This is a genomic window from Aromatoleum diolicum (assembly GCF_012910955.1).
Classification (GTDB): domain Bacteria; phylum Pseudomonadota; class Gammaproteobacteria; order Burkholderiales; family Rhodocyclaceae; genus Aromatoleum; species Aromatoleum diolicum.
In genome coordinates this window covers 62,055-84,332 of sequence record NZ_WTVQ01000011.1, presented here as the reverse complement: position 1 = coordinate 84,332, position 22,278 = coordinate 62,055, and the positions used below count along the sequence as shown (strand labels likewise).

Annotated in this window: 20 protein-coding genes; 18 read left to right on the top strand and 2 right to left on the bottom strand. The window is 59.7% G+C overall.

What is annotated here, in order from left to right; translation table 11 throughout:
* The first annotated feature begins 47 nt into the window (after window positions 1-47).
* Window positions 48-899, top strand: a complete 852-nt coding sequence (locus tag GPA25_RS08670) for a 3-hydroxybutyryl-CoA dehydrogenase (protein ID WP_169259978.1) — start codon at window positions 48-50, stop codon at window positions 897-899.
* A gap of 88 nt (window positions 900-987) precedes the next feature.
* Here GPA25_RS08670 and rho read toward each other — a convergent pair whose 3' ends face one another.
* Together rho and trxA are read right to left on the bottom strand one after the other, a co-directional pair.
* A complete protein-coding gene (gene rho, locus GPA25_RS08665) occupies window positions 988-2,247 on the bottom strand; it encodes a transcription termination factor Rho (RefSeq protein WP_169259977.1) in 1,260 nt (419 codons plus the stop codon).
* A gap of 145 nt (window positions 2,248-2,392) precedes the next feature.
* Window positions 2,393-2,719 (bottom strand): thioredoxin TrxA, encoded by a 327-nt coding sequence (trxA, locus tag GPA25_RS08660; protein WP_169259976.1) that lies wholly within the window; start codon window positions 2,717-2,719, stop codon window positions 2,393-2,395.
* 276 nt (window positions 2,720-2,995) lie between these two features.
* Between trxA and fdxA the strand changes: the two genes are divergently transcribed.
* The 17 genes from fdxA to trpB all read left to right on the top strand — a co-directional run bounded on the left by fdxA (window position 2,996) and on the right by trpB (window position 22,248).
* Window positions 2,996-3,319: a ferredoxin FdxA gene (fdxA, locus tag GPA25_RS08655; RefSeq protein WP_169259975.1), complete on the top strand. Its 324-nt coding sequence runs from the start codon at window positions 2,996-2,998 to the stop codon at window positions 3,317-3,319.
* A 145-nt stretch (window positions 3,320-3,464) separates the two neighbouring features.
* Entirely contained in the window at window positions 3,465-3,914 is a 450-nt protein-coding gene (locus GPA25_RS08650) for a CBS domain-containing protein (RefSeq protein ID WP_169259974.1), read from the top strand.
* A gap of 206 nt (window positions 3,915-4,120) precedes the next feature.
* Window positions 4,121-5,788, top strand: coding sequence for a long-chain-fatty-acid--CoA ligase (locus GPA25_RS08645; RefSeq protein ID WP_169259973.1), 1,668 nt, complete (start codon window positions 4,121-4,123; stop codon window positions 5,786-5,788).
* A 270-nt stretch (window positions 5,789-6,058) separates the two neighbouring features.
* Complete coding sequence (ilvB, locus tag GPA25_RS08640; RefSeq protein WP_169259972.1) at window positions 6,059-7,726, top strand: acetolactate synthase large subunit; 1,668 nt, start codon at window positions 6,059-6,061, stop codon at window positions 7,724-7,726.
* Between the two features lie 2 nt (window positions 7,727-7,728).
* Window positions 7,729-8,043: an acetolactate synthase small subunit gene (ilvN, locus tag GPA25_RS08635; RefSeq protein WP_169259971.1), complete on the top strand. Its 315-nt coding sequence runs from the start codon at window positions 7,729-7,731 to the stop codon at window positions 8,041-8,043.
* Between the two features lie 89 nt (window positions 8,044-8,132).
* Entirely contained in the window at window positions 8,133-9,266 is a 1,134-nt protein-coding gene (aroC, locus tag GPA25_RS08630; protein WP_169260016.1) for a chorismate synthase, read from the top strand.
* Between the two features lie 88 nt (window positions 9,267-9,354).
* Entirely contained in the window at window positions 9,355-10,518 is a 1,164-nt protein-coding gene (locus GPA25_RS08625) for an MFS transporter (RefSeq protein ID WP_169260015.1), read from the top strand.
* Entirely contained in the window at window positions 10,515-11,330 is an 816-nt protein-coding gene (locus tag GPA25_RS08620) for a M48 family metallopeptidase (protein WP_169259970.1), read from the top strand. The genes GPA25_RS08625 and GPA25_RS08620 overlap by 4 nt, the downstream gene beginning before the upstream one ends.
* 91 nt (window positions 11,331-11,421) lie before the next feature.
* Complete coding sequence (leuC, locus tag GPA25_RS08615; RefSeq protein WP_169259969.1) at window positions 11,422-12,831, top strand: 3-isopropylmalate dehydratase large subunit; 1,410 nt, start codon at window positions 11,422-11,424, stop codon at window positions 12,829-12,831.
* A gap of 84 nt (window positions 12,832-12,915) precedes the next feature.
* Window positions 12,916-13,554 (top strand): 3-isopropylmalate dehydratase small subunit, encoded by a 639-nt coding sequence (gene leuD, locus GPA25_RS08610; RefSeq protein ID WP_169259968.1) that lies wholly within the window; start codon window positions 12,916-12,918, stop codon window positions 13,552-13,554.
* Between the two features lie 35 nt (window positions 13,555-13,589).
* Window positions 13,590-14,642 (top strand): 3-isopropylmalate dehydrogenase, encoded by a 1,053-nt coding sequence (gene leuB, locus GPA25_RS08605; RefSeq protein WP_169259967.1) that lies wholly within the window; start codon window positions 13,590-13,592, stop codon window positions 14,640-14,642.
* A gap of 27 nt (window positions 14,643-14,669) precedes the next feature.
* Entirely contained in the window at window positions 14,670-15,803 is a 1,134-nt protein-coding gene (asd, locus tag GPA25_RS08600; protein WP_169259966.1) for an aspartate-semialdehyde dehydrogenase, read from the top strand.
* A gap of 248 nt (window positions 15,804-16,051) precedes the next feature.
* Complete coding sequence (locus GPA25_RS08595) at window positions 16,052-18,958, top strand: motility hub landmark protein FimV (RefSeq protein ID WP_169259965.1); 2,907 nt, start codon at window positions 16,052-16,054, stop codon at window positions 18,956-18,958.
* Window positions 18,959-19,038: 80 nt separating this feature from the next.
* The gene (locus GPA25_RS08590) at window positions 19,039-19,635 is read left to right on the top strand and encodes a CbiQ family ECF transporter T component (protein ID WP_246265506.1); all 597 of its coding nucleotides are present in this window, start codon (window positions 19,039-19,041) and stop codon (window positions 19,633-19,635) included.
* Entirely contained in the window at window positions 19,632-20,426 is a 795-nt protein-coding gene (truA, locus tag GPA25_RS08585) for a tRNA pseudouridine(38-40) synthase TruA (protein WP_169259963.1), read from the top strand. The genes GPA25_RS08590 and truA overlap by 4 nt, the downstream gene beginning before the upstream one ends.
* Entirely contained in the window at window positions 20,427-21,050 is a 624-nt protein-coding gene (locus GPA25_RS08580) for a phosphoribosylanthranilate isomerase (protein ID WP_169259962.1), read from the top strand.
* A complete protein-coding gene (gene trpB / locus GPA25_RS08575) occupies window positions 21,037-22,248 on the top strand; it encodes a tryptophan synthase subunit beta (RefSeq protein WP_169259961.1) in 1,212 nt (403 codons plus the stop codon). The genes GPA25_RS08580 and trpB overlap by 14 nt, the downstream gene beginning before the upstream one ends.
* The last annotated feature ends 30 nt before the right edge of the window (window positions 22,249-22,278 follow it).

Here is a 22,278-nt window from a genome sequence, read left to right as displayed (position 1 = left end):
TTCGGCGACAACCGGGGTGTTCATTCACGACAGGAGGGAGGATAGCGATGAGTCTCAAGAAGATCGGGATTGTTGGCGCCGGGACGATGGGCAATGGCATCACTCAGGCGTTTGCGGTGGCAGGATTTGACGTAGTCATGATGGACGTGGCCGAGACTGCAGTGCAGCGAGGTATCGCCGCCCTCACGGCTAGCCTCGACCGTCTGATCAAGAAGGAAAAAATGACCGCGGCGCAGAAGGTCGAGGCGCTTGCACGCGTTACCACGACGACTGATGTATCTAAGCTATCCAATTGCGATTTGGTGATCGAGGCCGCAACCGAAAATCTTGAGCTCAAATTGAAAATTTTTGCTCAACTTGACGCAGTGCTCAAGGCCGACGCCGTGATTGCCAGCAACACATCGTCGATTTCGATCACCAAACTTGCGGCGTCCACGAAGCGCGCGGACAAGGTTATCGGGATGCATTTTTTCAACCCGGTGCCCATGATGGCGCTCGTTGAACTCATTCGGGGGCTGCAGACCTCGGATGCGACCTACGCCGCGGTTGAGGCGGTGTCGAAGGCGGTCGGCAAGACGCCCGTGCAGGTACGCAACAGTCCAGGTTTTGTCGTGAACCGCATGCTGTGTCCGATGATCAATGAAGCGATCTTCGCGCTTGGTGAGGGGTTGGCCAGCGCCGCAGAGATCGACGAGGCGATGAAACTCGGATGCAATCATCCTATTGGGCCGCTTGCGCTGTGCGACATGATCGGCCTCGACGTCGAGCTCGCGGTGATGCAGGTCCTGTTCGAGGGGTTCAAGGATCCGAAGTATCGGCCAGCGCCGCTGCTCGTGGAGATGGTCGAAGCCGGCTATCTTGGGCGTAAGAGCGGTAAGGGTTTCTTCGACTATCAATAAGGTGCGACTAACTTGAAGGATGTCGTCTATTCCCCGGAACAAAAAACGCCACCCTAGGGGTGGCGTTTTTCTTGATACGTTATGCGGTTCAACCGCGTCGCATAGCGTCAAAGAACTCCGCGTTGCTCTTGGTCGCCTTGACCTTGTCCATGAGGAATTCCATCGCATCAATGTCATCCATGCCGTACAGGAGCTTGCGCAGCACCCACACCTTCTGCAGTACGTCCGGCTTCATCAGCAGTTCTTCGCGCCGGGTGCCCGAGCGATTGACGTTAATGGCCGGGTAGACGCGCTTCTCGGCCATGCGGCGGTCGAGGTGCAGTTCCATGTTGCCCGTGCCCTTGAATTCCTCATAGATCACCTCGTCCATACGGCTGCCGGTGTCGATCAGCGCTGTCGCAATGATGGTCAGCGAACCTCCTTCTTCAATATTGCGCGCTGCGCCGAAGAAACGCTTGGGCTTCTGTAGCGCATTTGCGTCCACGCCGCCGGTGAGCACCTTGCCGGAAGCCGGGACCACGGTATTGTAGGCTCGCGCGAGGCGGGTAAGCGAATCGAGCAGGATTACGACATCCTTCTTGTGTTCAGTGAGCCTCTTGGCCTTCTCGATTACCATCTCTGCGACCTGCACGTGGCGCGAGGCTGGTTCGTCAAAAGTAGAGGCCACCACCTCACCCTTGACCGAGCGCTGCATTTCGGTCACTTCTTCGGGGCGTTCGTCGATCAGCAGGACGATGAGGACGACGTCCGGATGGTTTGCCGAGATTGCATGCGCAATGTGCTGGAGCATGACCGTCTTGCCGCTTTTCGGCGGCGCCACCAGCAGTCCGCGCTGTCCTTTGCCGATCGGCGCGATCATGTCGATGATCCGGCTGGTGATGTTTTCCTCGCCACGGATGTCACGCTCAAGTTTCAAGCACTCATTCGGGTGCAGCGGAGTGAGGTTCTCGAACAGAATCTTGTGTTTGCAGGCTTCGGGCGCCTGGCCGTTGATCTTGTCGAGTTTCACCAACGCGAAATAGCGTTCGCCGTCCTTCGGAGTGCGGATTTCACCCTCGATGGTGTCGCCTGTGTGCAGGTTGAAGCGTCGAATCTGTGACGGTGAGACGTAGATGTCGTCAGTTCCCGCCAGGTAGGAGATATCGGGCGAGCGCAGGAAGCCGAAGCCGTCGGGCAGGACTTCGAGTGCGCCATCACCATAGATCGGCTCACCCTTTTTGGCCCGGTTCTTAAGCAGGGCGAAGACCAGTTCCTGCTTGCGCAAGCGGTTGGCGCCATCGATTTCGTTTTCGATGGCCATTTCCAGCAGCTGGCTGACGTGGAGAGACTTGAGCTCCGATAATTGCATGGCGAGAGGGCGCGACAGGGCGCAGGTGGATGAAACCAATGGAGGGAAAAAGCGGAGTGGCTGCGGAAGATGTTGCGGCGGCGCCGGAAGGCCGGCTTTGAAAGCGGGGGGCGCCGCGCAATTTGAAACGGGACTTTAGCCCCGGTCAGAGATTGCTGTCAATGAATGCAGTGAGTTGCGACTTCGAGAGCGCACCAACCTTGGTTGCTTCGACGTTGCCGCCCTTGAAAAGCATAAGGGTCGGGATGCCTCGGATGCCGAACTTGGCAGGGGTTTCCTGGTTCTCGTCGATGTTGAGCTTGGCGACTTTGAGCTTGCCCGCGTACTCTTTCGCGACGTCGTCAAGGATAGGGGCAATCATCTTGCACGGACCGCACCATTCGGCCCAGTAATCGACCAGCACGGGAGTTTGCGCCTGCAGTACCTCAGACTCAAAGTTGCCGTCGGTGACGTAATGGATATGCTCGCTCATGGTTCCTCGCATCAAGGGTCGTGCTGCTTGTTCGGATTGGGAGTCGGGCCGGTCTGGCCCTCTGGGAAAGGGCGGATAGGTTCCGCCGCTTCTGAACGTTTCCGAAAAGTTATGCCAAGCTGCCGCGCACGTCAAGATATTCTCCTGCGCCGTATTGGCTGGGCGTACGGGTTTGTCCGTTCATGTGACAAAACGGGGAGGGTCTCGGCTATATTGTCGGAAAGGCGGGCGCACCCCGATTGTGCGCCCTTGGCCGGGCTAACTGGAGTTGAGAAAATGACTTACGTTGTGACCGAATCGTGTATTCGCTGCAAGTACACCGACTGTGTTGACGTGTGTCCGGTGGATTGCTTTCGTGAGGGGGAGAATTTCTTGGTTATCGATCCCGCCGAGTGTATCGACTGCACTCTGTGCGTGGCTGAGTGTCCCGTCGAAGCGATCTACGCCGAGGACGACGTGCCCGAGGGGCAGCGCCATTTCATTGCGCTGAATGCCGAATTGGCGGCACAGTGGAAACCGATTGTCGAGCGCAAGGATGCTTTGCTGGATGCTGACGAGTGGGCGAAACGCAAGGACAAGCTGGGCGAGTTGAAGAAATGACGGGGGCGAGCGGCGCCGGGCATTGATACCGATGCGATGGCTCGATATTGGTTTCGCATCAAGCGGCGGCTCGGCTTTTTGTGATATGGTCGATACGCTAACATGGCGCATGGTTAATTGATATGAACATGGTAAAGGGGCTGACATGCTGGTGAGCGAGATTCTTGCGATCAAGGGCAAGGTGCTCTACACCATTGCACCCAACAAAAGCTTGGCCGAGGCAGTCGATATCATGACCGAGCAGGATGTCGGTTCGCTCGTGGTTTTTTCGCATGGGCAAATGGTCGGCATGCTGACTTTCCGTGAGGTTCTGCGCTCGGTTCACAAGGGGGGCGCCGAGTGGGGACGGATGACAGTCGAAGAAACGATGCTGTCGGGTCCGATGGTGGCCTCTCCGAATATGGAGATGGACGAACTTCGTCGCCTGATGGTCGATCACCGCCAGCGCTATCTGCCAGTCATGGATGGGCACACCCTCCTCGGCGTCGTGTCGTTTCATGACGTTGCAAAGGCGGTGCTTGAGGAGCAGAGCTTCGAGAACCGCATGTTAAAGAATTACATCCGAAACTGGCCGCAAGAGCCGGGCCAAGAATAGGAAGGAAGGCGCGCACGGCGCGTCGGTCCAGCAAGTTCCGAGGCGGCCTGGGCCGTCGCGGAAAACCACAAGAACAGTCTTCGTGCTATGGCCGGAGACGTGCAGTTTGGAAGACGGCGGCGCTTGCGCACCGCCGTTCGTGCCTCGGGAGGGCCTTGCCGGAAGTTGAACATCCGGTGCAATTTCCAACTGTTGGAGGAGACACTGTGGAAAAAATCTGGCTCAAGAGCTATCCCCCGGGAATTCCTGCGGAAATCGACGTCAACGAGTTCGCCTCGCTGGGTGACCTGTTTGCCAAAGGGGTGCGGCTGTTCGGTGACCGCGTGGCCTATATCAACATGGGCAAGACGATCACCTATACGGAGCTGGATCGTTTGTCCGCACAGTTTGCCGGCTACCTGCAAGGGGCGCTGAAACTCCCGCGAGGTGCGCGCGTCGCACTGATGATGCCCAACATGCTGCAGTACCCGATTGCCATGTTTGGCGCGCTGCGTGCGGGGTATACGGTCGTCAACGTCAATCCGTTGTATACGGCGCGCGAGCTTGAGCATCAATTGAAGGATTCGGGCGCCGACACCATTGTCATTGTCGAGAATTTTGCGTGCACGCTGGCCCAGGTACTGCCGCAAGTAAAGGTGCGCAATGTGGTCGTGACAAGCCTCGGGGAGATGCTGGGGTTTCCGAAGAGTCTGATCGTTAATTTTGTGGTGCGGCGGATCAAGAAGATGGTGCCGCCATGGAATATTGCAGGGCATGTGCGATTTTGTGATGCGCTGGCAACGGGGGCTCGACACGCATTTGAGCCCGTCGATGTCGGCCATGACGACATTGCGTACCTGCAATACACCGGCGGTACGACGGGCGTGGCCAAGGGGGCAGTACTGACTCATGGCAACATCGTTGCCAACCTGCAGCAAGCGCATGCGTGGATAAAACCATTTCTGCATGAGGGCGAAGAGGTCATCATTACGGCTTTGCCGCTATACCACATCTTTTCGCTAACTGCGAATTGCCTGACGTTTTTCAAGATTGGCGCGACTAACGTGCTGATCACAAACCCGCGCGACATACCCGGGTTCGTGAAGGAACTGGCGAAGTACAAATTTACGGCCATCACGGGCGTTAATACGCTCTTCAACGCGCTGCTCAATAATCCGGATTTTGCCAAGCTGGATTTTTCGCAGCTGCATATCGCTCTGGGCGGCGGCATGGCCGTTCAGCAGGTAGTCGCTGAAAAGTGGCGGCGTGTGACCGGTCGGCCGCTCATTGAGGCGTATGGTCTGACCGAAACGTCGCCTGCGGTGACGATCAATCCCCTTGACCTGTCGCAGTTCAATCACTCGATTGGTTTGCCGATCTCGTCGACGGAGATCAGCATTCGTGGGGACGATGGCACCGAAGTGCCCCTGGGGCAGGCGGGTGAGTTGTGTGTACGTGGCCCGCAGGTGATGCGCGAATACTGGCAAAGACCGGAAGAAACGGTCAATGCCTTTACCACGGATCGATTCCTGCGCACCGGCGACGTCGCAACGATCGACGATAAAGGCTTTGTGCGAATTGTCGATCGCAAGAAGGACATGATCCTGGTATCCGGCTTCAATGTCTTTCCCAATGAAGTCGAGGATGTCATTGCGAGCCATCCGGGTGTGTTGGAAGTGGCGGCGGTCGGTGTTCCCGACGAACGCACCGGCGAGGCGGTGAAGGTGTTTGTGGTGCGCAAGGATCCGTCATTAACGAAGGACGACCTGATCGCTCACTGCCGTGCAAGTTTGACGGCGTACAAGGTGCCACATCTTGTCGAGTTTCGTGAGGAGCTGCCGAAGACCAATGTTGGCAAGATCCTGCGACGCCTGCTGCGGGATGGTCAGGCCTGAGCTCGCATAGCAGGCTTGTGTTTTCTCTTGAATCGTGATTAAAATGAAAACGTTGAATTTTGCTTGTGATGACATGAAGCATCCGGTTCTCGCTCTCGTCGTAGTACAGCCGGTACGCGTAGTAGTAAGCGTAGGCAGTCGCGCGTCTTAAGGGCAAGGACAAAACAGGCAGGTAACTGAATCCAACCCCCGCCGGCGCGCAAGCCCGGCGGGGGTTTTGTTTTTGCGCCGCCGGTTTTGATGCCCGACTTCGAACCGAAGGAGCAGAACATGATGCAGATGACTGGCGCCGAATTGATCGTGCGCCTGCTTGAACGGCAGGGTATTCGTACCATCGCCGGGATTCCCGGGGGGGCGATCCTGCCCCTGTATGATGCGCTGTCGGGCAGCGAGTCGATTCGGCACGTGCTCGCGCGTCATGAGCAGGGTGCGGGCTTCATGGCGCAGGGCATGGCGCGGGTGTCGGGGCGACCAGAGGTGTGTTTCGCATCGAGTGGTCCTGGCGCGACAAATCTTGTGACGGCTATCGCTGATGCGCGGCTGGATTCGATTCCGATGGTGGCAATTACCGGGCAGGTGCCATTGTCCATGATCGGTACCGACGCCTTCCAGGAGGTCGATATCTACGGCATGACCGTGCCGATCACCAAGCACAATTTCCTTGTACGTTCGGCGATCGAATTGCTGGAGGTGATTCCGCAGGCGTTCCACATTGCGATATCCGGTCGTCCCGGGCCAGTGCTGGTGGATGTGCCTAAAGACGTGCAGAACCAGATGGTCTGCTTCGAGGATTTTCCTGAGCCGGCTGTGTCGGCGGCTGCGCCTGCACTGGATATGGCGGCGATCGAGGAGGCGGCACGGATGATCGATGCCGCGGAGCGGCCGGCGTTGTACCTTGGTGGCGGTGTGGTCCATTCCGGCGCTGCGCAGCAGGCGGTTGCCCTCGCAGAGCAGGCGGGCCTGCCGACAACGATGACGCTGATGGCCCTTGGTGCGATGCCGATCGATCATCCATTGTCGATCGGAATGCTAGGCATGCATGGCGCTCGATACACCAATTTCGTGCTCGAGGAATCGGATCTGCTGATTTGCGTGGGGGCGCGATTCGATGATCGCGCGATTGGCAAGGCGGTGCAGTTCTGTCCGAAGGCGAAGATCATACATATCGACATCGATCCTTCCGAGTTGCACAAGATCAAGGCGGCGCATGTGGCAATCAACGGTGATGTCGCCGCGGTATTGGAGGCGCTGCTGCCGCGCGTCAAGGTGAAGTTGCGCAAGCGCTGGTTGTCGCATGTGGAAAGCCTGAAGAGCCGGTTTCCGATGCAGATGCCGGGTCGCGATGACCCGCGCACGCATTACGGCCTGGTTCATGCGGTGGCAGCGGCGCTGGATGATGAGGCGGTTATTACGAGCGATGTGGGCCAGCACCAGATGTGGGTCGCCCAGGCCTTTCCGTTTCGTCGCCCGCGCCAGTGGCTGACCTCGGGCGGGCTGGGAACGATGGGTTTCGGTGTTCCGGTGGCGCTTGGGGCGGCACTTGCGGCGCCAGACCGCACTGTGGTGTGCTTCACCGGCGATGGCAGTTTCAAGATGAATATCCAGGAGTTGGCTACACTCGCTGAGGAGGGGCTGAACGTCAAGATCGTGTTGATGAACAACAATTCACTGGGGCTTGTGTACCAGCAACAGAGCCTGTTTTACGGGAAGCGGGTGTTTGCGTCGAAGTACCGCGGCGAGCCGGATTTCCTGAAGATTGCCGAGGGCTTCGGTATTGCGGCGGTCGACCTGGATGCCGCCGCCAATCCGCGTGCGACGCTAGCGCAGGCCCTGCAGACTCCCGGCCCATGTCTGATCCATGTATCGATCAATCGCGAGGAGTTCGTTTTCCCCATGGTGCCGCCGGGCGCGGCCAATACCGAAATGATCGGAGGCTGAACATGATCGAACAGGTTGCCGAACCCCTGCAGCAGTCTGGTTTCGCGAAAGTGGTACTGGAGCTGGAGGTGAATAATCACCCCGGGGTGATGAGCCACATCTGCAATCTATTTGCCCGCCGTGCGTTTAACGTCGAGGGCATCTTGTGTATGCCGATGTCGGACACGAGCAAGAGCCGCATCTGGCTGCTGGTATTCGACGACCAGCGATTGGAGCAGATGGTGCTGCAGGTTGAAAAGCTGGTCGATGTGCTGTCGGTCCGTCGGCATGGCGCGGAACACGAAGTGTTTGATCGGCTGGAAAGATTCTTCCACTGATCTGTGGCCGAGAGGGGGCGGTGGGGGCGTCCGACCGCTGTGCTAAACTCGCCGGCCTTCTCCGCCCCCCGTTTTCAGTCGAGATTCCGATGTCCGGTAATACCCTTGGCAAGCTTTTTTGTGTCACTTCCTTCGGCGAGTCCCACGGTGCTGCAATCGGTTGTGTTGTGGACGGCTGTCCTCCGGGGTTGGCTATTTCGGTGGAAGAGATTCAGGCCGAACTCGACCGGCGCAAACCCGGTACCTCGCGTCATGTGACACAGCGCCGCGAGCCGGATGAGGTCGAGATTCTGTCTGGCGTGTTCGAGGGCCTAACGACCGGTACGCCCATTGCGCTCCTGATCCGTAATCAGGACCAGCGCTCGCGCGACTACGGCAACATCGCCGAGACCTTCCGGCCGGGACATGCGGATTACGCCTACTGGCAGAAATATGGCATCCGTGATCATCGTGGCGGAGGCCGTTCTTCCGCGCGCGAGACCGCGGTGCGTGTCGCTGCCGGGGCCATCGCGCGCAAGTGGCTGAATGAGCGCCATGGCGTGGTTGTGCGCGGCTTCATGTCCCAGCTCGGCCCCATCGAGATTCCGTTCGAGAGTTGGGACGAGGTCGGCTGCAACCCCTTCTTTGCGCCAAATGCGAAGCTCGTTTCCGAGCTCGAGGCGTATATGGATGAGTTGCGCAAGTCTGGCGATTCCGTCGGTGCACGCATCGATGTCGTCGCCAGCGGCGTGCCGGTAGGCTGGGGAGAACCTGTATACGATCGCCTCGATGCCGATATCGCCTACGCGATGATGAGCATCAATGCCGTGAAGGGCGTGGAGATCGGTGCCGGCTTCGCGAGCGTTGCGCAGCGTGGCACCGAGCATTCGGACGAGATCACGCCGGAGGGTTACCTCTCCAATAACGCAGGGGGCGTGCTCGGCGGTATTTCCAGCGGTCAGGATGTCCTGGTTAGCATCGCGATCAAACCAACGTCCAGCATCCGCCTGGATCGTCGATCGATCGACAAGCAGGGCGAGGCAGTGATCGTGAATACGCATGGGCGTCACGATCCTTGCGTCGGTATCCGGGCTACGCCGGTTGCCGAGGCAATGTTGGCCATCGTGCTGATGGACTACGCGCTGCGTCACCGCGCTCAGTGTGCTGAAGTGACTACCGCAACGCCGAGGATTGCCCGACTCGCGCCTGACGGCGTGCAGCGGGTGCCCGCTCCGGGGGCTTGAGCGGATTGCTCGCGAACAAGGAGTCAGAGCGCGTGTGTGCCCCAGTGGTGGTTCGCCGTGCAGCATTGATCCGATATTAGGCGTGGTAGTGCTCCCCTATTGGCGGTTGTCAGCCTATTACTTCTTCTATTTTGCGTTCGTCGGCGCCTTTTCGCCGTATTTCACGCTTTACTTGCAGTCGATTTCCTTGTCGGCGACGGACATTGCGATTCTGATGTCGCTGATGCAGGTGATGCGAGTTCTGGCTCCGAATATTTGGGGCTGGCTTGCCGAGCACTTCGGGCGACGTCTGACGATCATTCGGCTTTCTGCGTGGGCGAGTCTCGCGGGCTTCGCGGTGTTCTTCATAACCACGCGTTTCAATGGGCTGTTCCTCGCGATGGCGCTGATGGCGTTCTTCTGGAGCGCCGCCCTGCCGCTTGTCGAGAGCCTGACCTTTGCGCATCTGGCGACCGAGGCGAGTCGTTACGGCAGCATTCGTGTCTGGGGCTCGGTAGGTTTTATCGCCGCCGTCCTCGGTGTCGGATACGTGCTGGATTATCTGCCGCTCGACTCCGTGCTCTGGATGACCGCTCTGTTGCTCGGCGGGATCGTGCTGTGTGCGTTGACTTTGCCCGAGGCCGCGCGACCTGTTGCTCACCGGGAAAGCGCAAGTTTGCGAGAGATCTTGCGTCGCCCGGAGGTGCGTGCGTTGCTCGGGGCGTGTTTCTTCATGTCGGCTGCACATGGTGCGCTATATGTCTTCTATTCGATTTATCTGGTCGATCACGGTTATGGCAAGTCGGTAGTTGGCTGGATGTGGGCTCTCGGGGTCGTTGCCGAAATCGTTGTGTTCATGTTCATGCCGCGTCTTCTGCGGCGGTATTCGATGCGCGGCATACTGGTGGTCGCTTTCGCATGTGCGGTGTTGCGTTTCGTCGTGATTGGCTGGGGGGTCGAATCATTGGCTCTGTTGTCGTTTGCGCAGTTGCTGCATGGTGCGACCTTCGGTGCCTACCATGCGGCGGCCATCGCAGCCATCAACCAATGGTTCAGGGGCAAGCTTCAGTCCAGGGGACAGGCGCTCTACGGAAGCATTTCGTTCGGTGCCGGAGGCATGCTGGGTGGTTTGCTTAGCGGTTTCACCTGGGAGTCCATCGGGCCCGCGTGGACCTATACTCTTGGGTCTGGATTTGCCTTGGTTGGACTGATCTGGTTGTTGCGTGCCTGGCGTCCTGGCCACGAGGTGACGATTGCAGGAGAAGACTCATGAAACGTCGATTCGCGAAGCTGCTTCTTGGTGTCGTGGCCTTGAGTGCCGTTTCTGCTTGCCAGACGGTGCAGACGACTGGCGGTGGTGAGGTGGGTGTGGATCGCAGCCAGATGATGATGGTGTCCTCACAGGAGATTGAGCAGGCGTCCGGCCAACAATATCAGCAGGTGTTGTCCGAGGCTCGCAAAAAGGGTGCCCTCAATCGTGACGCCGCCCAGCTTTTCCGAGTGCGTGCGATCTCGAACCGGCTGATCCCACAATCAGTAGCATTTCGCAAGGATGCAAGCCGGTGGCAGTGGGAGGTCAATGTGATCAGTTCGGACGAGCTCAATGCGTGGTGTATGGCAGGTGGCAAGATGGCGATCTATTCCGGCTTGATTGATCAGTTGCGGCTCACCGACGACGAGATTGCGGCGGTAATGGGGCACGAGATTGCCCACGCGCTACGCGAGCATTCGCGCGAACAGGTTTCGAAAGCGATGGTGACCAGCATGGGGGCGTCCGTAGCCGGCGCGCTGCTGGGGATCGGCGAACTGGGTCAGGATCTGATGAGCATGGTTGGGAAAGTGACTTTCGAGCTTCCGAATTCGCGCCTGCATGAAACCGAAGCAGACCGTATTGGTGTCGAACTGGCTGCGCGGGCGGGTTACGATCCGCGAGCCGCGGTGCGCCTTTGGGACAAGATGGCCGGGCGTTCAGCGGGCGGGCCACCGCAGTGGCTGTCGACCCATCCGGCGCACGACAGTCGCCGCAAGGATCTGGGCGAGTACGCTGAACGGGTGATGCCGCTGTTCGAACAGGCGCGGCGTTGATTCCCGTTGGCAAAGCCCGGTTGGCGCACGCTATTCAGTCGGCGAAGCGTGTGAAATAATCAAAACCTTTTCTTTCCGCGGAATCTATTGGATGGAAACCCAGACGCTGTACGAAAAGCTGTGGTCCAGTCACGTCGTGCATCAGGAAGCCGACGGCACTGCGCTCATTTACATCGACCGTCACCTTGTGCATGAGGTGACGAGTCCGCAGGCCTTCGAGGGGCTGAAGCTCGCTGGTCGTAAGCCGTGGCGGGTCAGTTCAATTGTCGCAACTGCGGATCACAACACGCCGACCGATCACTGGGAACAGGGGATCCTCGACCCGGTATCACGTCAACAGGTTGAAACGCTGGATACGAACATCCGCGAAGTGGGGGCGCTGGCGTATTTCCCGTTCAAGGACGCGCGTCAGGGCATCATTCATGTGATTGGGCCCGAGAACGGTGTGACCCTGCCTGGTATGACCGTCGTGTGTGGCGATTCGCACACCTCGACGCACGGGGCGTTCGCCTGTCTCGCGCATGGTATCGGGACCTCCGAAGTCGAGCACGTGCTCGCCACGCAGTGTCTGTTGCAGAAGAAGTCGAAAACCATGCTCGTCCGAGTCGATGGTGCGCTCGGGCGATGCATATCCGCGAAGGACATTGCACTGGCTGTGATTGGCCGCATCGGTACGGCCGGTGGCACGGGCTATGCGATCGAGTTCGGCGGCAGCACGATCCGTGCCCTCTCCATGGAAGGGCGCATGACGCTGTGCAATATGGCGATCGAGGCGGGTGCGCGGGCCGGCCTCGTATCCGTAGATGACCGCACTATCGATTATCTGCGCGACAAGCCCTTCGCCCCGAAAGGCGACGTATGGAACCGAGCGGTGCAATACTGGCAGACGCTGAAGTCTGACGACGGCGCACGTTTCGACAAGGTCGTCGAGCTGAATGCGGTCGATATCCAGCCGCAGGTCACCTGGGGAACCTCCCCGGAAATGGTGGAGATGGTCTCGGGGCGTGTGCCCGATCCTGCAGCAGTGAGCGATCCGGTCAAGCGCGAAGGCATCGAACGTGCGCTCAAGTACATGGGATTGGCACCCAACACGCCGATCAGCGAGATTCCGGTGGATCAGGTCTTTATCGGATCCTGTACCAATTCCCGCATCGAGGATTTGCGTGAAGCAGCTGTGGTGGTGAAGGGCAGAACGAAGGCGCCCAGCATCAAGCGTGTGCTCGTGGTTCCCGGCTCGGGACTGGTCAAGCGTCAGGCCGAAGCTGAAGGCTTGCACGAAATCTTTCTCGCCGCCGGCTTTGAATGGCGCGAGCCAGGGTGCTCGATGTGTCTGGCGATGAATGCCGATCGGCTGGAGCCGGGCGAACATTGTGCGTCGACATCGAACCGCAACTTCGAGGGGCGCCAAGGTGCGGGTGGGCGTACGCATCTTGTAAGCCCGGCGATGGCGGCGGCGGCTGCCGTCACGGGACACTTCGTGGATGTGCGCGAACTGATCTGACTGTTGTCCGCTCTCAGTTTTGGCGCGGGCACCGAGAGAAGATATTGATAGGAATGGCGGAGCCATCCGAGGGGTAGTGAAAGAATGAATCCATTTTCCGTACTTGATGGGCGGGTCGCGCCGCTCGACCGGGCGAATGTCGATACTGACGCAATTATTCCGAAGCAATTCCTGAAGTCGATCAAGCGCAGCGGCTTCGGTCCCAACCTGTTTGACGAGTGGCGCTATCTGGACCACGGCGAACCGGGCCAGGATTGCGCCAACCGGCCGAAAAACCCGGATTTCGTCCTCAATCAGCCGCGCTATCAGGGGGCTCAGATCCTGTTGACGCGCGACAACTTCGGTTGCGGAAGTTCGCGCGAGCATGCGCCGTGGGCGCTGGAGGATTTTGGTTTCCGCGTGCTGATCGGTTCGAGCTTCGCCGACATCTTCTTCAATAACTGTTTCAAGAACGGGCTGTTGCCAATCGTGCTGGCGCAGCAGGAAGTTGACGAGCTGTTTCGCCAGTGCGGGGCGACCGAGGCGTATCGGCTGACGGTCGATCTTGCCGCGCAAACCATCACCCGACCGGATGGTAAGGTAATCCCGTTCGAAGTCGATTCGTTCCGCAAGGAGTGCCTGCTCAACGGATGGGACGATATCGGCCTGACGCTGCGCCACGCCGAGAAAATTCGTGCCTTCGAACAGAAGCGCCAAGCCGACCACCCCTATTACTTCGCTTGAGTGGTTTCGCTCGGGCACCCCAGGAGACGTTGTTGATGAAAATTTGCGTTCTGCCGGGCGATGGAATCGGTCCGGAAATCATGGCCGAGGCTGTCCGCGTTCTTCAGGCGCTGGACCTGAAGTTTGAACTCGAAGAGGCATTGCTGGGTGGTGCCGCCGTCGATGCGAGCGGCGATCCGTATCCGGAAGCGACTCGCAAGCTTGCCCGCGCAGCCGACGCCGTGCTGCTGGGAGCTGTCGGTGGCCCGAAGTGGGACAGTCTGCCGCGCGAGCAACGTCCGGAGCGCGGCTTGCTCGGTATTCGCAAGGACCTAGGCCTGTTTGCAAATCTGCGTCCGGCGATCCTGTATCCCGAACTCGCTAATGCGTCGACGCTGAAGCCGGAGATCGTTGCCGGTCTGGACATCCTGATCGTGCGTGAACTCACTGGCGACATCTATTTCGGTCAGCCGCGCGGCATCGAAAACCGTAACGGCGAGCGTTACGGCTTCAATACGATGCACTACACCGAGTCGGAGATACGCCGTATCGGCCGTGTCGCGTTTGAGGCCGCACGCAAGCGCAACAAGCGTCTGTGTTCCGTCGACAAAATGAACGTTCTTGAAACCACCCAGCTGTGGCGCGATGTGATGACCGAGCTTGCCCCGGAATACCCGGACGTCGAGCTTAGTCACATGCTCGTCGACAACGCTGCCATGCAGCTCGTGCGCGCCCCCAAGCAGTTTGACGTGATGGTGACGGGCAATATGTTCGGTGACATCCTCTCGGACGAAGCCTCAATGCTCACGGGCTCGATCGGCATGCTGCCGTCGGCGTCGCTGGATGCGAACAACAAGGGGCTTTACGAGCCCTCGCACGGTTCAGCGCCCGACATCGCGGGCAAGGGCGTAGCGAATCCGCTCGCGACCATCCTGTCTGCGGCGATGATGTTGCGCTATACGTTCAATCGCGAGGACGCGGCGTCGCGCATCGAGGACGCGGTAAAGAAGGTGCTCGCGCAAGGCTACCGCACCGGTGATATTTTCGAGCCGGGTGCGACGAAGGTGGGAACCAAGCAAATGGGCGATGCCGTGTTGGCTGCGCTCTGAGATTTCTGGCAATTCGAGGTGAAGCAAATGAACAAGGTAGGTCTGGTCGGTTGGCGTGGCATGGTTGGCTCCGTGTTGATGCAACGCATGGTGGAAGAGGGCGATTTTGCCCATATCGAGCCGGTGTACTTCTCGACCTCCGCGGCCGGTGGCAAGGCGCCGGTTTTCGGAGGCAAGGAAGCTTCGCTGCCACTGCAGGACGCCTCGAACGTCGACATGATCAGGCAGATGGACATCGTTATCACGTGCCAGGGGGGTGATTACACCAAGGCCGTCTATCCGCAGTTGCGGGCGGCGGGGTGGACGGGGCACTGGATCGATGCGGCCAGCGCGCTGCGCATGGAAAACAACGCGGTCATCGTCCTTGATCCGGTGAACATGAACGTCATCAAGGATGCGCTCGTCAAGGGTGGGCGCGACTGGATTGGCGGCAATTGCACCGTATCGCTGATGCTGATGGGGCTGGGGGGCTTGTTCAAGCAGGACCTCGTCGAGTGGGTATCGGCGATGACCTACCAGGCGGCGTCGGGCGCGGGCGCGCAGAACATGCGCGAATTACTCAGTCAGATGGGCGTGCTCCACGATACCGTCAAGGCAGAACTTGCGGATCCGGCGTCGGCGATTCTCGATATCGATCGCAAGGTTGCCGAGGCCATGCGTTCGGCTGACTTCCCGGTAAAGAATTTCCGTGGCGTGCCGCTGGCCGGTAGCCTGATTCCTTGGATCGATATTCCTGTGGATAACGGACAGTCCAAGGAGGAGTGGAAGGGCGGCGCCGAATGCAACAAGATTCTCGGGCGGCCGGCATTCCGCAGCGCGGGAAGCATTCCCATCGACGGACTGTGCGTGCGCATCGGCGCGATGCGTTGCCATTCGCAGGGTCTGACGATCAAGCTGCGCAAGGACGTGCCGCTCGATGAGGTCAGCGATATCATCGCCAAGGCAAATGACTGGGTGAAGGTTGTGCCGAACCAGCGCGAGATCAGCGAGCGCGAGCTGACTCCCACGGCCGTGACGGGCACGCTGACCGTTCCTGTCGGGCGTCTACACAAGATGGCGATGGGGCCTGAGTACCTTGGCGCCTTCACCGTCGGCGACCAGCTGTTGTGGGGTGCCGCCGAGCCGTTGCGCCGGATGCTGCGTATTCTGCTCGATCGCTGAGCGCGGGAAGTCAGGGGATGATAGGTAGATACGCTACCCCTGGCTTTACCGCAGCACAATCGCGCATTCGGTCCCCGCTTATCTGGCGGGGTGTTCGCCAGAAAAATGCTTTGGCAATTAAAGAATTGCTGCGCGAATTTAAACAAAATGCTAGATTGCCGGGGCATAACGGATGCTCGGCGCGCTCCGCGACGTCCATGGTCCACGTAGTTTGGTGCCCACGCTAGGGTGCGGATGATATGACAGCTATGAAAACATCGATCAAGGCCTCCCTGATTGCTACCGCGATCGCCATGCTCCCTCTCGGTAGCCACGCCGCCGGACTCGGTTCGATCCATGTTTTCAGTGGCATCGGGCAGCCGCTCCGGGCTGAGGTCGAACTCAATGCGAGCAGCGAGGAGCTGCAGTCGTTGTCGGCGCGAGTCGCGCCCCCCGAGGCGTTCAAGCAGGCCAGCCTTCAATATACGTCGGCGATGACCGCACTGCGGTTCTCTGTTGAGCGTCGTGGCAGCCGCTCAGTGGTGAAGATCGCTAGTGAACGTCCGTTCAACGAACCCTTTGTCGACTTGCTGATCGAGCTTAACTGGGCAGCTGGGCGCCTTCTGCGCGAATACACATTCCTGCTTGACCCGGTACCGGTCGGCGCTCCCGCACCGACCGTGAGCCGCAGTGCCGCGCCAGTATCTTCCCCGTCTGCCGCCTCAGTAGCGGCACCGACTCGAAGAGCGGCGCCTGCGGGATCGTCAGGAACTGACCGTTACGAAATACAGAAGGGTGACACCCTGCGTCGCATCGCCGAGGCAAACCGACCCGAAGGGGCTAGTCTGGATCAGATGCTGATTGCGCTGTTTCGCGAGAATCCGACGGCTTTCGACGGGCAAAATATCAATAGGCTGCGCGCGGGTGCAATTGTCGCCGTGCCCGACGAAATTGCAGTGCGCGCCATCGATCCGGTTCAAGCGCGGCGCGAAGTGCAGGCACAGTCAGCGGACTTTAACGCGTATCGTAGAAAGCTCGCCGGTACGGTGGCGTCACGCCCGGCCGCGGCCGATCAGACTCCATCCCGTAGCGATGCCGGCGCGATCGTGCCGAAGGTCAGTGAGCCGGCGCGTACCGGAAGTGGCGATCAGGTAAGGGTTTCGGGTGCGCCGACTGAATCGGCCGAAAGCCGGAACTCGGACAGCACACGCTTGGCGCGCCTGCAAGCCCTTGAGGAAGAACTGGTTGCGCGCGACAAGGCTCTCGAGGAAGCCAACAGCCGTCTCGCGGCACTGGAAGCGAGCATTCAACAGATGCAACAGTTGCTTGCGCTGCGAAACCAGAATCTCGCCCAGTTACAGCAGCAGGCAGCCGCCGGGACGGCGGCTCAGGCGGCTGCGGCGCCCGCGCCTGCGGAGGCGCCTGCGACGCCGTCCGATGCATCCGCGCCAGCACAGCCTGCAGGCCCAGCTCCCGCGGTCCCTGTCCAGGAAATGCCGAGCGTTGAACCTGCGAAGCCTGCGCCGACGCCGCCCACGAGGACATCACCACCTGCTGCTGAACCGAGCTTCGTGCAATCCCTGCTTGATGATCCCATGATGCTGGCCGGCGGTGGCGGAATCCTTGCTCTGCTTCTTGCCTATGCGGGGCTCAAGGTTCGCCAACGGCGCAATCATGCTCAGGGGATGCGTGGGGTGAATGACAGGGCGAGTGAATTTCCCCCTGAAACCAATTCTGTATTCGGCGCGACTGGTGGGCAGAGCGTCAATACGGGTGAGAGCAGCGTTCTTCATACCGATTTCAGTCAGTCGGGCCTGTCGGCTATCGACACCGACGAGGGGGTGGATCCGGTTGCCGAGGCAGATGTGTACATGGCCTATGGTCGTGATGCCCAAGCCGAGGAAATACTTCTCGATGCGCTGAAAAACGATTCGACGCGCACCGCGATCTATCTCAAGCTCCTTGAAATTTACGCACAGCGCAAGAATCTCAAGGCATTCGAAACCACCGCGACGGATCTTTATTCGCGCACGGGCGGCGAAGGTCAGGATTGGGAAAAGGCAGCTGAGATGGGGCGCCGGATAGATCCGGATAATCCTCTCTACCGGGCTTCCGCCGCGATGGGGCGTGGAAGTGCGTCGGACACCCTGCAGCCTCAAGGGGCCGCTGCTGCGGTTGGCGTTGCTGCGGCAGCAACAGCAATTGGCTATGCTGAGTCGGCCCGGCAAGCTTCGGGTGAGACCCTGTCGGGGCTTGATTTCGTCACGTCCTTTAACACGGAAGCGGGGGCTCCATCGCCGACTTCACCACAACTCGAGTCAGTGGCAGGGCTTGACGATGCGGCACCCACAGTCGATGTCGAGATCGAGGCGCTACCGGAAGTGGATTCGGATGCACTGGATTTCGATCTCGATGCCGGTCTGGACCTCGGTGACGTTGCCCCGCCGGCTGCCGGGGTAACGCTGCCGGGTATCAGCGTGCCCGCGGGAGGCTCGTCTGAGTCGGAGCTGGATCTGGGCTTGGATATCGGGGAACTCACGGGGCAATCGGCGGCAGAGGAAGCCATCTCGCCGCCCCGCGTCGCGGACCCAATGGAGGCCACCGTCGTGGGGCAGGGGTTTGATTTCGCGTCCGCGGAGCAAGCGCTCGAATTTGATCTTGCTCCTGCAATCGATGCGTCGGCGGTAGGGAGTGCGCTTTCCGAGGCTGACCTAAATGCGACGGTTGTGGGCACGGAGGGAGCGCCTGTTGCGGAAGATGCAGATGGAGGCGACCTCGAGAAGACATCGTTCGACAGTAGCTTGCTCGATTTCGATTTTAACCTCGAAGATACCGGGGAGCCGGCTTCTGCCCCACTTGCTCCGACGCCGATGGACTTGTCCAGCATCGATCTGAATCTTGATACGCCCGAAACGGAGCTCCCGCCCCTCACATCAGGGTCTGGTGAGGCTTCGGCAGTCGATGTGTTGGAGCTTTCCGAGCCGGAAATGGCTGCCGGCAATATTGCGATCAACTCCGATGTATTGGAAGAGGTCAATACCAAGCTCGAACTGGCGCGCGCATATGAGGAAATGGGAGATGCCGAGGGAGCCCGCGAATTGATCGAAGAAGTATTGCGCGAAGGCTCTGCGGATCAGCGCGAAGCCGCGTCCAGGCTGAAGGAGCGGCTCGGTTGATGGTTTGCATACAGTTCTAGGGTCATCCTCTGAAGGCCGCCTGGCACGCCGGGCGGCCTGTCCTTTTTATGCACTCAGGAATGTTGATTTTGTTGTGGATGACAGGGGTTGCAGTTGTGCAATTTCTTTCACCACTGTGGCTTTTCGCCACACTTGTCGGCTGCGCTTTCGGCGCATGGTGGTTCGCGCCATTGCGCAGCCTTCGCCTCCTTCGACGGGTCCGGTTCTTGGTGCTCGCCATTCTCGTCTTGTTCGCTGGGTTTACGCCGGGCGATGCTCTGTGGACTGCTTTTCAGTCGGTTAGCCCAAGCCGTGAGGGGGTGATGCTGGCTGCAGAACATGCGGGGCGACTGCTCGCCGTCGTGTTGTGCGTAGCGTTGTTGCTGGAACGCCTGTCTGTGAACCGGCTGGTGAGTGGCCTGTATGCGTTGCTGCAACCCTTTGAACGCTTCGGCTTGCCGACGGAGCGGCTCGCGGTGCGTTTGATGCTGGTGTTGCGCTACGTCGAAACGGTGCCTCGCGGGGGATGGCAGGGCTGGCTGGATGATGATATCGATCTCGATGGTGATTTTGCTGAGCCGGTCGTCATCGGGCGGGAATGCCTCGCTGGGCGCGAGATTGCGCTGCTGGTACTACTGGCCGCTGGCGGAATGATGTGGCTGGGAGTCTGGCGATGAGAATCGCGCTGGGCATCGAGTATGCGGGCGATGCTTTCCAGGGCTGGCAGAGCCAGGCGCATGGCAGGACAGTACAGGATCATCTTGAGGCTGCGTTGGCTACCATTGCCGGTCACTCGGTCAGGTTGCACTGTGCGGGCCGTACTGATTCGGGAGTGCATGCAACGGCACAGGTGGTGCACTTCGATACGCCGTCTGTCCGCCCCTTGTACGGCTGGGTTCGGGGTGTGAATAATCAACTCTGCTCGCACGTGGCGGTGCGCTGGGCAGTGGACGTCGGCGAGGATTTTCATGCCCGCTTCTGCGCCGTGTCGCGCCGCTATCGCTACATCATGCACAACGCCCCTGTCAGGCCCGCGCTGTTGGCGGGGCGGGTGGGATGGTTCCATCCCCCGCTCGACGAGGCGGCAATGATTGAAGCTGCGCGCTGCCTCGAAGGCTGGCACGATTTTTCAGCGTTTCGCGCGGCGGGTTGCCAGGCAAAATCGCCCGTCAAACTGATGCATGAGGCGCGCGTCCACCGTGCGGGCGAGTATCTTATTTTTGATTTCTGGGCGAACGCGTTTCTTCACCACATGGTACGCAATCTAGTCGGTGCGCTCGTGTACGTCGGGAAGGGGCGTTATCCCCCGGCGTGGATGGCAGAGATTCTGGCGGCACGTGATCGTAGTCAGGCGGGACTCACGTTTCCGGCTGATGGCCTGTATCTGTGTGGCGTCGAATACGCCCCGCACTGGCCGCTGCCGGGGGAAGGGCGTATTATCGCGGTCCCGCGTATTCCTTTCGTCTGAGTGTCCAGAACCCGAATCAAGATCTGTGGCCTGACCCGTGCCGACGATGTGCGCGCAGCGGTCGAAGCCGGAGCCGATGCGATCGGGCTGGTATTCTATCCGCCCAGTCCGCGTTTTGTTTCGTTCGAGCGCGCGGCACAACTCGCCTCACTGATTCCTCCTTTTGTGACCGTGGTGGGCCTGTTCGTGAACCCGGAAGCTGGGTTCGTCAATGAGGCGCTGGCGCGGGTCCCACTGCAACTCCTGCAGTTTCATGGTGATGAGACCGAGGGGGAATGCGCTCGTTACGGACGTCCGTGGATCAAGGCGGCCCGGGTGCGACCCGGAGTCGATCTGGTAGAATTCTCGGCTTGTCACCCGTTGGCCGCGGGCCTTCTGCTGGATGCCTTCGTAGATGGGTTCGGCGGAGGTGGCAAGGTATTCGATTGGTCCCTGATTCCCGCTGGTTTGGGCAGACCGCTGATCCTTTCCGGTGGCCTCGATCCCGATAATGTGGGCGAGGCGGTGCGCCGCGTGAGGCCATGGGCGGTGGATGTGTCCAGTGGCGTGGAGTCGGGCAAGGGCATCAAGGATGCGGCGCTGATCGCTGCATTCATCGCTGGAGTTCGACATGCAGATGGCTGACAAGCCTTATAAGTTTCCCGACTCGAGCGGTCACTTTGGCCCTTATGGCGGGGTGTTCGTTGCCGAGACACTGATTCCGGCGCTCGACGAGTTGAATGCGGCCTATGACGCATGTCGCAATAATCCGGCATTCATGGCCGAGTTCGAGTACGAACTCAAGCATTACGTTGGACGTCCAAGCCCGATATACCACGCTCGGCGTTGGTCAGACCTGTTGGGCGGCGCACAGATCTATCTGAAGCGTGAGGATCTGAACCACACGGGCGCGCATAAGGTAAATAACTGCATCGGCCAGGCGCTGGTGGCGCGTTACATGGGCAAGCCGCGGATCATCGCCGAAACGGGGGCTGGTCAGCACGGTGTGGCGAGCGCTACGGTCGCGGCGCGCTATGGGATGGAGTGTGTCGTCTACATGGGGTCGGAGGACATCAGGCGTCAGGCTGCAAACGTCTACCGCATGAAGTTGCTCGGCGCCACGGTGGTGCCGGTCGAGTCAGGCTCGAAGACTTTGAAGGACGCCTTGAACGAGGCGATGCGCGACTGGGTCACCAACATCCACAACACTTTTTACATCATTGGAACCGTGGCAGGGCCGCATCCCTATCCAATGATGGTGCGCGACTTTCAGGCGGTGATTGGCAATGAATGTCTCGTGCAGATGCCTGAGATGACCGGACGGCAGCCTGATTACGTGATTGCCTGCGTCGGGGGCGGCTCAAACGCGATGGGCATCTTTCACCCCTATATCGATGTGCCCGGAGTCCGGCTGGTCGGTGTCGAAGCGGCCGGTGAGGGGATGGATACCGGGCGGCACGCGGCCAGTCTTACGGCTGGAACACCCGGCGTGCTTCACGGCAATCGCACTTATCTGCTGCAAGACGAAGATGGGCAGATCATCGAAACACATTCGATATCCGCCGGTCTCGACTACCCCGGCGTCGGTCCCGAACATGCCTGGCTCAAGGACAGTGCGCGTGCCGAGTATGTCGGCGTGACCGACCAGGAGGCGCTGAAGGCCTTTCATGACCTGTGCCACCTGGAAGGCATCATTCCTGCTCTTGAATCGTCCCACGCGCTGGCTTATGCGGCGAAGCTCGCTCCGAACCTGCCGAAGGACAAGATCCTGTTGGTCAATCTGTCCGGGCGCGGCGACAAGGACATGCATACCGTTGCCGAGAAGTCCGGCATCCAGTTCTGACTATGGTGGGTCGATTTGCGACCCACATTT